Genomic DNA, 13,208 nt, shown 5'->3' with positions numbered 1-13,208 from the left:
GAGTCCTGGACGAGGTCACCGTCCTGCCCATCGTGGCGATCTTCCGACCCCCCTTCCGGCTCGGAATGGTTCGACTGATCGGTCGCATTGTTCGCCGCCGACGGATCGACCACCCACCGGGGCAACGCGCTGCCTGGGTCGGACTCTGTGGGACTCATCGGTCGCCACCTCTTCCTCTTGCTCATTCAACGGACGATATCCGGGCGAACATAACACCGGCACCGGACACCTCGAACACCCCGAAAACTGCTGCCGAGCGGCCCCACGGACCGCCGTTGTGCAACCGGTAATTCCGCCTGTTCGGGTACAGCTTCTGCTTTGTCCAGTCTGAAGTGTCCGTGTCCCGACTATCGTTGTGGCGGTGCGTAGCAACGATTTCGACGGCCTCGATCTCACTCGACTACGGTCCCTTCGATCCTCGCGGCATGACATTTCGACGATCGTCGATCGCGTGGCCGAACACCTCGACGAATTCGATGGGTACGTCGCATTCAGCGGTGGAAAAGATTCCGTCGTTGCTGTCGATCTCGCCCGCCAGGCGGACCCAGATGTCCCGGTAGCCTTTTTCGATTCCGGTCTCGAATACCCCGAGACCTACGCCTACGTCGAGCAGATTGCGACGAAGCTGGGACTGGACCTGCACATCATTCGCGCTGAACCAACGCTGCTGACAGTGATGGCCCGGACCGGGGAATGGGACCACGGCGGTAGCCCGTCGGCTCATGTACCCGCACGAGGCTTCGAGACCTTGATTGCGCAGCCTGCCCGGGCTGCGCACACCAAGTTCGGTGACGGGGAGGTCTGGGGCGTGCGGGCAGACGAATCCAGGAAAGGAACCGGCAGGTGGTCGATGTACTACTCCGCTCTCGCACGTGAGATCAGCGAGCGCTGCCAAGGCGCGAGCTGCTGCAGCAACAAAGCGGAGCAGCGTCGACACCACGGGGGGACGGTTCGCCGCACCGATGGAACTGTGGCCTATGGGCCGGTATGGGACTGGTCCGCGGACGATGTGCTCGCCTATTCGCATCAGCACGACCTTCCGAGCAACCCTGTCTACGCCAAACTGGCCGCGCTGGGCGCACCTGCAGCGAATCTGCGGGTTTCACACATTCTCGACGGAAATTTCCTCGAATCGGGCAGGGTCACTCGTCTGCGTCGAGGTTGGCCGAGCCTGTTCGAGGAGATCGCCGCAGTGCTCCCGCGAATACGCGAGTTCGTGTAGATCGCCATATCGACTGTGCGCGTGTAGCATTCCTGGCACTGAGATTGCACAGGGTGAGTCGGAGGCACACCACACGGTGGCCTCCGACTACTTTTTTTGCATCAGAACCAAACGACCTCTTGTCGGCCGATCGGCGCTAGCTCAGGCGTAGGTTCATGAGGTCTGAACTTTCCGGGTTGAGCTCCAACAACAGGCGATACCCCGGCCCTGTCCGCTCGGTCTCGTCGGGCAGGTTCAGCATTCGACCCACCAGATCGTCTCTGCCGATCTCATGAGCGAATTGTTCGGCGCTCGCGAGGCGCTGAGCGTAACGCGCCTCATCGCGGGGGTCGAGAAATTTCCTCATCGTGTACATGCCGTAGGCGGCCTGCTCGGCTTCGCGAGACGGAATCGGGTAAGTCATTGCTTCGAAGGCATCGTCGGTGAGCGGCGATCTGTTTCCCTCCATGTGGTGCAGGTTCTCGGCCACCTGCCGCACAGTCGGAGCCGCGCCCGAAGGCCCGGAGTGAAGTAGATACGCCCAAGGGGTCGAATGCACGAGATACCGTGGGATATAGCGCTTGTTTCGGCGGGTAGCAGCTGGGATGAGAGCTGGCGGGAAGACTGATGTGGATGGGTTCTCATAAATTTCTTTGACCTTCTGCGCCGCGGAGACTGCGCACCCCCAATCCAACGAGCCCCACATCGGATACGGAACGTGCCCGCCGTGCACCGCCCTGAGGTTGCGTGCGATCGCATCGATGTACTGGCCCTTTACGAGAAATCTATCTTCGGGCCACCCGTTGAAGAAGACATACAACGGAGTTGCACCGTCGAGCCTGCTCTTCAAAATCAGGGTCTCGTACTGCTTGACTTCTTTAACTGAGTGTCCGAGCTGCTCATAGCGGTTGAATTTGTGGCTGGCGCGTTTTGCTTGAATACGAAGCTTGATCCACCGCTCGTCGGCCGAAGAACCGATCCACCACTCCCAATCCGCACCGTTGCCCGCCTCGACCGCCTTGGCGTATTTCGTCACTCTCAGCGCCGGAATACGCTGCTGAAGCTTGATCAAGTTGAGGTCGGTGAGCGTCTCTTCTCCAGGTCCGATGCCGCCTGCAATTCCCGTCTCCATCAGATCCCAGGTATCAGAGGCTGCTTCATTCATCGCGTGGACCATGTAATTGGCACTGAAGTGTGTACTCATCCCGGGGCCGACTTCAGGCGCTCTTGCGGTCGCGTCGCGATCCCAGTTCGTCGATTCGGGTGACCTTGTCGCTTCCCACAGAAACTGCAGGGAGCGCACGGATATCGGCAGCCACGTCCGCGACTGTATGTCCGATCGCGATGCCGAACACGCCCTGACCACCGTGTAGCAAGTCCACTATCTCGTCGTCAGATGTGCACTCGTACACCGAAATACCGTCGCAGAGCAGAGTTACAGACGCCAGCCCCTGGGCGTCACGCGCACGCAGGCACTCGATCGCAATGCGTACATTCTGCAAAGACACTCCGGCCTCGAGGAGACGACGAATCACTTTGACCACCACGATGTCGGAGAAGGCATACATCCTTTGCGATCCCGAACCGGATGCAGGGCGGATCGACGGTGACACAAGCCCTGTACGGGCCCAGTAGTCGAGCTGGCGGTACGTTACCCCAGTCACTTGCTGGACCTGGGGCGATTTGTACCCCAGACACCCGTTCACGGCGTCGGCGGCGGTGCCGTTCGAGGTCTTGAAAAGCCCCGGCACGATGTCCTCGAACGAACCCTGTTCGCTGCAGCTCACAACTCGCACCCACCCTTTAATCGATCGTTCGATGCACGATACCGCTCGACATCGCTCTGCTTTCTCTCCCGGCCAGCGGGCCACCTCTGCACGTCCGCCCCCACCGTTACTCGGCGGACAAACCGAGCAGCCATCCGATGAACGGCGTAAGACGAGGAACACCGAACCTGAAGAGCAGAAACACCGCGAGGAAGACGGCTATCGTGACCCGCTTGGATCGGAACTCCGTGAAGGAACGGATCGCTATAACGGCAGTGACTGCCACTACCAGGGAGCAGAAGTTCAGCACGTCGTCGCCGCTCATCCGAGCAAACCTGCCGATGCAATCGGGCTGAGTGGGGTCATTTCATGGGGCGTGATGCTGTTCATCGCCGCACCGTAACGATTATGGCACCGATGGCGGAGGTCTTGAACGGAACGTAGAATTCCCCGAATAGGGGAATTCTACGAAGCTTGATCCCACGGGCGTGTCGGACAGTGTTCGGCCACCACCGTCGCCCTGCTGACGTTCAGCATTCTCGATCTCCCCGCCTCCGGTGGCCGTGAACCCGGATCTAGCGCATACCTGCGCCCTGACAATCACTGCCATACAACCTGTTTCGCAGATGTCATGTGCCTGCCCGTTACCTTTTGAGCAGTCCTGATAACCGAGCGTTACGGGTGAGATCGGCCGCGGAATCAGCCTGCGAGAATCACGTTCATCGCATTCAGGAGCGCGCCGACTGCCGGGATTCGGGTCGAGCTCGCCGCACGTAGCGAACGTGTCACGGCCGGCTCGGTCGGCAGATACCGCACCCTGGCCGTTCGGACTCGCGCGGTGTCCGGAACCAGCGCGACGGCCAGACCTGCTTCGACGAGGGCCAGTTGGGTCGAGTAGTCGGACACCTCGTAGCGGATCGTCGGTTCGACTCCAGCTTCGCGCAATGCGTGCACGAGCGCGGAGTGCGCATCCGACCCTGATGGGCATACCGTCCAGATCGATTCCGTTTCGCCGGAGAGGGTTGCCATCTCACGGTTGTCCTCGATCGGTACCGCGAGGTGTACATCCTCGGTGTGGAGCGTGTGGACGTCGATACCTGCGGGGACCGTCGCCGGCCGATGGTCCCAGGACTCGAAGACGACGAGATCGAGGGTGCGGTGCTGGAGGCGGTCGAGCAAATCGATTCCTTCTCCGTCGACGACCTCGGGGCGCAGCAGTGGATACGTGCGAGCAAGGTCTGCCAGAGCTGGGACCACCAGCCGACGTAATGCACTTGCGACCGCGCCTACTCTCAGCGCTCCGGCAACGTCGGTGTCGATCGAGGCAAGGTCGTCTTCTGCGGCTTCGGCGAGAGCGGACATGGCGGCCGCACGTGTCGCCAGTGCGCGACCGGCGGGGGTCAGCCGTATCGACCTTCCCTCTCTCTCGACCAGGGTGGTGCCGGCTTCCTTCTCCAACTTGCGGATGTGTTGCGACACTCCGGGTCCGGTGAGGTGTAAAGATTCTGCAGCTCGAGTGACCGAACCTTGTTCGGCTACTGCGGCGAAAACTTTCATCCGATCCCACGACAACATATAAGTGATACTACTGTTTCAGCGGTAGAACTGGCTAGTAGACTTATCGGTTTGTAACTGGTTGCCTTGACCAGGTGACCAGAACCGCGATACCGAGAGCTGACGCCGCCGATCGGGGGGTGGGCGGGAATGCGGCGCTGGTCATCGCCGGTGCCGCGTCGCTGTCACTGTCCGCAACCTTCGTCAAACTCGCCGATGTCACCTCGGGGACGGCGGCATTTCTACGATGTCTGATCGCGCTGGCGGCTCTCGTTCCGATGGCGCTGTGGGAACTTCACCGACGCGGCGCAATGCCGACGAGGTTGTATCCCATGGCCATTGGTGCCGGAGTCTTCCTCGGAGCGGACTACGTGATGTGGACCGCGAGCATCCTCGACGTCGGTGCCTCGATCGCCACCGTCCTTATCAATGTCCAGGTCGTCGTGCTGCCGCTGATCGCGCTCGTCGTCGATCGAACCGCAATCCCCCGACGATTCCTCATGGCGGTGCCTTGCATGCTGCTCGGCGTTGCACTCGCCGGCGGACTCATCGGCGGAACAGGAGCCGACAACGCGCTCCGCGGGTCCATCCTGGGAATCTCCGCCGGTGCCGCGTACGCGGCCTACCTGTTCCTGAACCGCCGCTCCACCCAGCGAAGCCCCAGCCATCTGGTCACCCCGATCTGTGTGGCCACCGCATCGGCAACGGTCACTGCCGGCATTGTCTCGGCAGGCCTCGGAGACCTCGATCTCGACATCTCCGCGGCCGCGTGGGGATGGATGATCGCGCTCGCTTTGCTCGGACAGGTTGCCGCCTGGCTGTTCATCAGTTCGGGATCCCGATCGCTGGCGGCTAATACCGTCGCGGCCCTACTCCTGCTGCAGCCTGTGCTGGCTATCGCGTTCGGATTCGTTGTCCTCAGCGAGCGACCCACCTGGATTCAACTAGCCGGAGCCGCCGTCGTCGTCGGAGCCGTCTGGACCGCAACCCGACACCCCCACCACCCTGACTCCACTTCAAGCCACGGAAGAGGCCTTCATGACCCCATCTCCGACGAGCATCGATCGAGTCGTCCTACCCACCGATAGCACCATCCCTGTCGCCCGCAGCGCCGAATACGACACCTACTTCAGGATCTCCCGCAGCAACGACCCGCACGCGTGGGCGGTCAGCGCACTGACCGTCGTCACCGCCATCACCACAGATCTGCCGCAGTCCACTCTGGACAACGACTCACGACTCCGCCTACTCGACGCCCTGGCCGTAGTCGTCGGCGATGCCTCCGCCGCAGCAGCCGTGTCCGCACGGGAACGAGATCCTTCCCAATTGGCAGCGCCGACGGACCACAGTGCGGACAATCGCACCCCGCAGGCTCCGAACGACTCTGCACGACAAGCGATCACACGCTGGAAGAAGGGCCACCACCTGTTCCACCTGTTCGTCATATCCATGAACAGCCGGCTCGCGGCAGTGCTGGAGTGCCTTGCAAACAAGCAGTGGCCCACTCTCGCCCACCAACTCACCGAACTAGGGACTCTCTACGCCGGGGCGACCGAGAGCATGCGGTACGCGTCCGATTTCTCACCGGAGATCTACCGTGACTTCGTCCGGCCTTCCATGGAACCGCCCTGGCTCGAACCCGGGTTCTCCGCCGTGTTCAACCGGGATCACGACGTGATGCTCACCCGCGCCAAGATCGTCCGTACAACGCTCAAGACGGCTGAACTTCCCGGCGTCGCAGCAGATTCCGCACGACGGCTCTGGAAGAGCCAGGCCGAGAACCGGCGCGCCCACCAACTCATCTGCCAACGATTCGTCCCCGGCGGCGATTCACTGCTGCAAGAGCACTTCGACAGCACCGGTCAGAGCAACTGAAACAGAAAGGCTTCGCCCTCTCATGATCACCGTCATCGAAACCTGGCACCTGACCGCCGAAGCGGCCGAGAACGCCCTCTCGGTCCTGCAAGAAATGGACGAACTCCTCGACGACAACGCACACCACCACCCGGGGTGGGCGGGCCACGCGCGCTTCTTCCAGCACGCATCGGACCCCCAACGCGTAACGATGACCTACCCCTGGGAAAGCGCCGAGCACGCCACGCACCTCCTCGAATCGGAGACGCCACTACTCGAAGATTTCTACCGCCGGTACTGCGAACGCCCCCGCGAGGTCGTCTTCGCCCACGAGCTGCCGGTCGACGTCGAATGACCCCCGACCCAACAAAGCCGACTGGCGACTGGACTCCCGAGCAGCTCAAAGCCTTCGGCACCGACACCCTCGATCGAATATGTCGACACTTCGCCGCGCTCGACGACGTGCCCGTCACGACGCCGGCCGATGCGGCCGATGTCGCCGACGCGATCGACAGCGAGCTGCCGTCCGAGGCAACAGATTTCGCCGACATACTCGACGACACCTGGAACAACGTCGTTCCGCATTTGACGCACTGGAACCATCCACGATTCCACGCCTACTTCAGCAACAGTTCCTCCGGACCGGCCATCCTCGCCGAGATGACCGCTGCGGCATTGAACGTCAACGTCATGTTGTGGAAGAGCGCGCCCTCGGCTGCCGCCGTCGAAGACACCGTCACCAGATGGCTCGCCGAACTGCTCGACTACCCCGCCGCAGACGCACTGCTCGTCGACGGTGCATCACTGGGCACGTTCTACGCGTTGGCCACCGCCCGCCACCGGGCACAGCCCGAGGTTCGACATCACGGAACATCCGGCCAGAAACCCGGCCGGATCTACGCCTCCGACCAGGCCCACTCGTCGGTCGACAAAGCTGCGATCGCTCTCGGCATCGGGCTCGACAATGTCGTACGCCTACCCACCGACGCTAGCGGCCAACTCGATCCTGCTGCTCTGTCGACTCGCATTGGATCGGACGTCGCGGACGGTTACACACCGATCGCTGTTGTCGCCACCGTCGGTACGACCACTTCAGGTGCTCTCGACCCGGTCGAGGCGATTGCGGCCGTGTGCCGCGACCACCGAGTGTGGCTGCACGTCGACGCCGCGTACGGAGGCTTCTGGCGCATAGCCCCGGCCATCGCGCAGGTCCTTCCGTCACTCGCGGCCGCCGATTCTCTCGTCGCCAACCCACACAAAGTGCTCTTCACCCCTATGGAGTGCGGGGCACTGTTCTGCCGTCACCCCGGAGCACTCGAAGCCGCCTTCACACTGGTTCCCGAATACCTGCGTACCGACACCACCGGCGGTATCGACTACATGAATTACACCCTCAACCTTGGGCGACAATTCCGAGCTCTGAAACTGTGGTGGACCCTGCGCGCCTTCGGAATACGAGGCATCCGAACTCGACTCGAACACAGTCTCACCCTGGCGACGAGGCTGCGAGACGCCCTTGCCGCAGACCCGCGGTGGCATCTCGCGAACGATTCGCCGCTCCCCTTGCTCTGCCTCCGGATCTCCTCTGCCGACGGACAGGCGACGCGGAAGATCCTCGAGACCGTCAACAGCACCCACCGGACGCTGCTCTCCCACTCCGAGCTCGACGGCCACTACGTCATCCGAGTGTCCATCGGCAACATCCACACCACTGCCGACCACATCGACCAACTGGTTGCCGAACTTACCGAGGCAGCCGACGCCGTCGTCGGCACACCCCGACCACTCGCTTCAGTGACCGTCACCCAACAGGAGGTACCTGCATCGTGACCACCACCATTTCCACCGAGGCCATGCTGCACGAGAAGGCGGCAGCAATCTCCGCCATCGGGCGGTGGTCCGCGGCCAACGAGAACTTGCCGTGGGCCCCGGCCCCCGACTCCCATGCCGTGCACTGGAGTTATGCCGAGCTTCGACCGCTCGCGATCGCGGCCGCCGACATGGTCAAGGGCGACCGAGCAGCTCTACGGGTACTGACCCTCGCCAATCCGGGCCATGCCCGCGAGGCCGCCGTCGGATATCTCTATTCGGGGCTGCAGATCATCAACCGCGGTGAAGGTATGACCCCGCATCGGCACGCGCCGACGGCCCTGCGCTACATGCACGAGGGTGACGGGGCATGGACGGCCGTCGGTGGAACCAAGATGTATCTCGAGCCTCGCGACGTGGTGATCACCCCCGCCGGCGAATGGCATGAGCACGGCAACGACAGCCCCACCGACTCCCCCGCCATCTGGCAGGATTGCACCAACGACCCCCTCGTCGCCGCCCTCGCCGCGACACAGTTCGAGCTCCACACCGACAACACCCACCTCGAGCCCCACATTTTCGCGCAAGACAGACACCACCGAAACCTGAGCGAGCCGCTGCTCTACAAGTGGGACAACGTACTTCGCGCTCTCGGTGAGCAACAGCGGACCCACGAGGCCGACCCGCACCACGCATACCGACACACCCTGCACGCAGAAGGAACCCACGACCCTGTCACACCGGTCATCGATGCTGCATTCACACTCCTACCTGCAGGGATCCAAACACAACCGATGCGGCGCACCGCTTCCGCCGTCTTGATCGGGGCACAAGGGTTGTCCACCATCCACGTCGACGGAAAGCCGTTCCGGTGCAGCGAAGGAGACAGCCTCGCCGTTCCATCGTGGTCGACTGTCAGCTACGTCAACGACACCGACATTCCAGCCGTGCTGTTCGAGTTCAACGACGCGCCCGCGATGACCGCCCTCGGTCTCTACCGCGAAGAGAAAGACGCACAACGGTGACACCAACGTCGACCATCACGATCCTGCTGTCCGAAGCCCACATTCTGACGCTCAATGACGGCTCCACTCAACCATGCGGCTTCTGGGCCGAAGAGTTCATCACAGCCCATCGAATCTTCACGGCCGCAAACATACGGACGATCATCGCGACACCCGGCGGCGGCGCTGCGCACGTCGAGCCCGACAGCATGCACGCCCCTCACAGCCCAGACCCTGACGGGTACAGAACGTACCTATCCGGTCTGAGCGAAAATTTGCGCGCGCCGGCCGCGCTCGAAACGGTTGACCCCTCTACCGTCGACGGGATCTTTGTGCCCGGCGGCTACGGGCCAGTGGTGGACCTGCACAAGAACTCTCACGTTGGAGAGTTTCTCCGCGCGCTCCGACGGGAGGGGACCCCGATCGCGACGGTCTGCCATGGAACTGCGGCGTTGCTTGCCGACACAGCATCCGGAGCAACGTGGCCGTATGCAGCCCTGACGATGACGAGTTTCTCGGACCAAGAGGAAGCCGATGTAGGACTGCTCGGCACGCTCCCCTTCACCGTCGAGCAGGAAATCCAGCGCCGGGGCGGCACGTACACCGCAGGACACCCGTGGCAGCAGCACATCGAAATCACCGACACGCTCATCACCGGACAGAACCCCGCCTCCACCGAGGCGGTCGCAGAACAGCTGACCCAACGGATCGCAAACTACTCCAGTTCGACTACCCGTTCAGGAACTCGCTAGTTCACCGGCCGGTTGACCTCTCGGCTTTATCCCTGGATGGAACTGCTCGGAACGCTGTAACGTGCGTGGGATTTGGAATTTTAGAGGCCTATTCTGTCTGTCAGGATTGACGTCTTGGCCGAAGTCGCCACGACCAGCATTCTTAACCACTGACCGACCGAAACGAAAACACGACCATGAAAACCGACATTACAGATACAGAAAACCCGCCACCCTAGGTCGAGTGACGGGTCTTTCCATCGATTAAAGCGCCGCAATAATGCAAATCAACATTAATATCGAAGGGATCAATGTAGACGCTGCTACAACCAATCCCGTTGTTGCCTTAATTACTTCTGTCACGGCAACAATGATCGCCGCTAAGGTGTATAATTTATCTATCATGATTCAAATAGATCCTCCATTCAATAGATTTACCGATGCTTTTCCGGCATCCACCAATTATAGCAGGTAATTCACCTTTTCGCTTGAGCAACCCATTCCTCCAAACGATGAGAACGAACTCTGCGAAGAGTAGAAGGCAGATACTTTAAGTAGTCCTATTGTCGCATCAATTCTGCCGCGCCGCTGCCCGGCAGACCTTACGGAATTGACCGCTTCGATACCTGCGATAGCACTTCCCGGATCACCGGCCAAAACGATTCAAGACCTCGCCTCAATCACCCCGGAGGCGTCGTGCATGCTGGGACCACTCTACAGCTGGCTGACTGCATTCGGCGACCTAGCATTGCTCGACCTCGTAGGCTGCACGAATGGACAGAGCAAGCATTCCGTCGCCTGGCGATATGGACCATCTGAGCAGCGCAGAACGCAAAGCGAAGCGCAAAGATGACCGTGGACGGCGAGTCGGCACCAAAGTGCGCGATTACGAGCGCATGTGCGGATCTGGACCCGATCGATTGGCCGAGACTCTGATTGCGCGCCACAACGTCAGGATGAAGAACACGGAGAAGCTGCCGGATGGATTCCGATTCGAAGCAATCCTTTTTCTGGCACCGATAGCAATACTGGATATCGCGCATCGCAAGCTGAACCTCACTTTGGATCGCGCACCGTCAGCCTATTATGGCAAATGGCCTCACGACCTCGGTTGGGGAGTGGACAGCTGCGTCGCGGCCACCCGACTGCTTCTCGCAGGACAAGTGGTGGCCGCTGCCACGATCGCCCGACAACAACTCGAACGATGGACTGCGGTCATGGCACCTGTCGTCGGAGTCGAGCAACATCCGTCTGAAAAAGTGGAGGACTTCATCGCGCGTGCGTGGACCGCATACGCCGAGCGCATGCCAAATCCTGGCGCACCGCCGGAATCATCCAACATCGAGGGCGACGCAGACCCGACTACTGCGCAAGATATCGAGGGCGACGACAGCTCCGCAAGCACAGAGGAGCCAACCGCACCTCATAAGCACGTCGTCCTGGCGAACGGACGTGAAGTATGCCCAGCCGTCGTCTACGGCGTTCTCAGCGAAATAATGCATGCGCGACTCTTCGAGGAAGCCATGTGGTGGGAGTCGGCCGCGCTCCTGAGCAGATTCGATGTACCAAGTGTCGTATACGGCGCGGTGGACTGCATAGCGGACGCGTTGAGCTTGAGCCTTACCCAGATCCAGTACATGACGGCTGCTGGCCTGTATCGGCAGGGCGATCCCGAGGACGCCGTGACGTTGATAGCAAGTATCAACCTTGCCGTACGGCCGTCGGCTGACGTCGCGTGTGAAGAACCACCAGATGATGCCCTCCCTTATTCGGCATCGTTCGTACTGCCGAGATTGCCTACAGTCATGCCATTGTCGCCCGATGAAGGCCTCTTGCCGGTGTTTGTTCGCTACCTAGACGATCAACGATCCACGTACGAGTCGCTGGCCTGGAATCATCGGCCCGCAGGTCGCTTGTATCGGGACGACGAGCTTGCGACTTTAGCCTTCGGCGCTCATCGCCAGGCGAGTGCATCGTTTGCGCTACGAGCCCTCGCCGCCGAGCGAGACGAACTAGGCGACGATTTCAACATTGACTCGGTGGCCTCGCGCGGGACGAACTACATCGTGGTTGCCGAGTTGGCAGCTCTTGCTGCTCTGTGGACACGCAACGGTCCTCTGCTACCAGCAGCATCGACTCCACTGGCTCTGGTGTCGTCGACGTTGCGGTCCGCATACTGGCTGTGGTTGGAAGACGACGACCGGGCGATGGCCTCGCTTCGATGCACGCTCGAACAAATCGCTCGATCAAGAGTCCACCGGACGAAACCGGAGAAAGCGCAGCGCCTTGAAAAATCCGTACACAACAAGCCCCAGCGGTGGATAGAGACCGCCGGGTGGAGTCGACTGTCGGCTTGGAATCGAGTATTGGGCGCATACGCGCACGCCCACAAAAAGCCTAACTGGGAAGGCGCAAGAGAGCTCCTGAAGGACTTGCAGCTCGACGCTCACGAGCCGTACGCCTTGCAACGCGCGCGTGGTGACGCACTGAATGTGGTGACGACTCTGGTGGCGCACGAGTCAATCAGCATTCTGGCTCTATTCTCACAGAAGGTGGCGGCTACCGCCGCTGAACTGCTGGAAAACCACTCAGGCTTGGACATGACACGGGAATGGATGGATGCGTTGATGAGTAACGCACTTGCCCATCGGAAAACACCGATTACAGAACAAGACTGATCGGCCAGCCCGAACACCCCGCTCCGGTAGCTACTCGACGGGCTGGGCGGCGTCGGCGGGGCACCATTGGTGATCGAGGCGTTATGCGGTTCTGAACTTTGTCCGCAGGTATCGGTGATAGCTTGCGGCTGTGCATTCGGGGGGTTCCGGCGTATTGGGCTGGCGACTGTTTTTCACTCGTCAGCAGTTGCCTATACCTCGGTCAGTGAACGACCCGGGGGCTGAATCGGAGGATCTCGACAGATTGCCTCACACCGGCAAAACGCCGGATGGCACTCCGTACCTGATCGATCCGTCCGGACGATACGACGTACGCCTGAACGACTTTTTCACCACGGAGTTGATCAACGCACCGCCGACCACCCAGGCAGCGTATGCGTACGACCTGAAACGGTTCCTGAAATTCCTATGGGACAACCGATCCCAGAGATCATGGACTGATGCAACGCCAGGCGATCGTGATGCGTACAAGCATTGGCGATTGCTCGACCCGGCGGGCGCACGAGTAGAAGCTACGACGTGGGACCGTGAGGTAGCGACGGTGAACCAGTTCTATCGCTGGGCAGTCGTACGCGGGCACGCCGCATGTAACCCGTTCGTGCAGCGCCTAT

General features: G+C 61.1%; 12 protein-coding genes and 1 pseudogene. 9 read left to right on the top strand and 4 right to left on the bottom strand.

Annotation, left to right across the window (positions count from 1 at the left end):
- The first annotated feature begins 355 nt into the window (after positions 1-355).
- Positions 356-1,222, top strand: coding sequence for a phosphoadenosine phosphosulfate reductase domain-containing protein (locus tag CH285_RS05705; RefSeq protein WP_015586207.1), 867 nt, complete (start codon positions 356-358; stop codon positions 1,220-1,222).
- Between the two features lie 136 nt (positions 1,223-1,358).
- Here CH285_RS05705 and CH285_RS05700 read toward each other — a convergent pair whose 3' ends face one another.
- The 4 genes from CH285_RS05700 to CH285_RS05685 form a co-directional block, all read right to left on the bottom strand.
- Complete coding sequence (locus CH285_RS05700) at positions 1,359-2,366, bottom strand: DUF6615 family protein (RefSeq protein WP_139278550.1); 1,008 nt, start codon at positions 2,364-2,366, stop codon at positions 1,359-1,361.
- Between the two features lie 52 nt (positions 2,367-2,418).
- Positions 2,419-2,988: a MerR family transcriptional regulator gene (locus CH285_RS05695; RefSeq protein ID WP_015586205.1), complete on the bottom strand. Its 570-nt coding sequence runs from the start codon at positions 2,986-2,988 to the stop codon at positions 2,419-2,421.
- A 106-nt stretch (positions 2,989-3,094) separates the two neighbouring features.
- Positions 3,095-3,292: a hypothetical protein gene (locus CH285_RS05690; protein WP_032375875.1), complete on the bottom strand. Its 198-nt coding sequence runs from the start codon at positions 3,290-3,292 to the stop codon at positions 3,095-3,097.
- 374 nt (positions 3,293-3,666) lie between these two features.
- A complete protein-coding gene (locus tag CH285_RS05685) occupies positions 3,667-4,542 on the bottom strand; it encodes a LysR family transcriptional regulator (protein WP_015586203.1) in 876 nt (291 codons plus the stop codon).
- A gap of 74 nt (positions 4,543-4,616) precedes the next feature.
- Between CH285_RS05685 and CH285_RS05680 the strand changes: the two genes are divergently transcribed.
- From CH285_RS05680 to CH285_RS28625, 8 genes and pseudogenes are all read left to right on the top strand, one after another.
- Positions 4,617-5,609, top strand: a complete 993-nt coding sequence (locus CH285_RS05680) for a DMT family transporter (protein WP_230591638.1) — start codon at positions 4,617-4,619, stop codon at positions 5,607-5,609.
- Positions 5,560-6,396 carry a hypothetical protein gene (locus CH285_RS05675; RefSeq protein ID WP_015586201.1) on the top strand — a complete coding sequence of 279 codons (837 nt, stop codon included), beginning with the start codon at positions 5,560-5,562 and terminating at the stop codon, positions 6,394-6,396. The genes CH285_RS05680 and CH285_RS05675 overlap by 50 nt, the downstream gene beginning before the upstream one ends.
- A gap of 22 nt (positions 6,397-6,418) precedes the next feature.
- Positions 6,419-6,730, top strand: coding sequence for an antibiotic biosynthesis monooxygenase (locus CH285_RS05670; protein WP_015586200.1), 312 nt, complete (start codon positions 6,419-6,421; stop codon positions 6,728-6,730).
- The gene (locus tag CH285_RS05665) at positions 6,727-8,205 is read left to right on the top strand and encodes a pyridoxal phosphate-dependent decarboxylase family protein (RefSeq protein WP_015586199.1); all 1,479 of its coding nucleotides are present in this window, start codon (positions 6,727-6,729) and stop codon (positions 8,203-8,205) included. The genes CH285_RS05670 and CH285_RS05665 overlap by 4 nt, the downstream gene beginning before the upstream one ends.
- Positions 8,202-9,209, top strand: a complete 1,008-nt coding sequence (locus tag CH285_RS05660; RefSeq protein WP_015586198.1) for a cupin domain-containing protein — start codon at positions 8,202-8,204, stop codon at positions 9,207-9,209. The genes CH285_RS05665 and CH285_RS05660 overlap by 4 nt, the downstream gene beginning before the upstream one ends.
- Complete coding sequence (locus CH285_RS05655; RefSeq protein WP_015586197.1) at positions 9,206-9,940, top strand: type 1 glutamine amidotransferase domain-containing protein; 735 nt, start codon at positions 9,206-9,208, stop codon at positions 9,938-9,940. The genes CH285_RS05660 and CH285_RS05655 overlap by 4 nt, the downstream gene beginning before the upstream one ends.
- Positions 9,941-10,692: 752 nt before the next feature.
- Positions 10,693-12,597 (top strand): hypothetical protein, encoded by a 1,905-nt coding sequence (locus CH285_RS05650; protein WP_015586196.1) that lies wholly within the window; start codon positions 10,693-10,695, stop codon positions 12,595-12,597.
- Between the two features lie 130 nt (positions 12,598-12,727).
- Positions 12,728-13,159 (top strand): annotated as a pseudogene (locus tag CH285_RS28625) (site-specific integrase); the annotation flags it as partial.
- Between the last annotated feature and the right edge of the window lie 49 nt (positions 13,160-13,208).

Origin of the sequence: Rhodococcus sp. 05-2256-B1 (assembly GCF_002258465.1) — a bacterium.
Lineage (GTDB): Bacteria > Actinomycetota > Actinomycetes > Mycobacteriales > Mycobacteriaceae > Rhodococcoides > Rhodococcoides fascians.
This window is presented reverse-complemented; position numbering and strand designations above follow the sequence as displayed.

Excerpts from the sequence above, each read along its gene's own strand:
- CH285_RS05700 (WP_139278550.1), bottom strand. The coding sequence starts at position 2,366 with ATGAATGAAGCAGCCTCTGATACCTGGGATCTGATGGAGACGGGAATT.
- CH285_RS05690 (WP_032375875.1), bottom strand. The coding sequence starts at position 3,292 with ATGAGCGGCGACGACGTGCTGAACTTCTGCTCCCTGGTAGTGGCAGTC.
- CH285_RS05685 (WP_015586203.1), bottom strand. The coding sequence starts at position 4,542 with ATGTTGTCGTGGGATCGGATGAAAGTTTTCGCCGCAGTAGCCGAACAA.
- CH285_RS05675 (WP_015586201.1), top strand. The coding sequence starts at position 5,560 with ATGACCCCATCTCCGACGAGCATCGATCGAGTCGTCCTACCCACCGAT.
- CH285_RS05670 (WP_015586200.1), top strand. The coding sequence starts at position 6,419 with ATGATCACCGTCATCGAAACCTGGCACCTGACCGCCGAAGCGGCCGAG.
- CH285_RS05665 (WP_015586199.1), top strand. The coding sequence starts at position 6,727 with ATGACCCCCGACCCAACAAAGCCGACTGGCGACTGGACTCCCGAGCAG.
- CH285_RS05650 (WP_015586196.1), top strand. The coding sequence starts at position 10,693 with ATGGACAGAGCAAGCATTCCGTCGCCTGGCGATATGGACCATCTGAGC.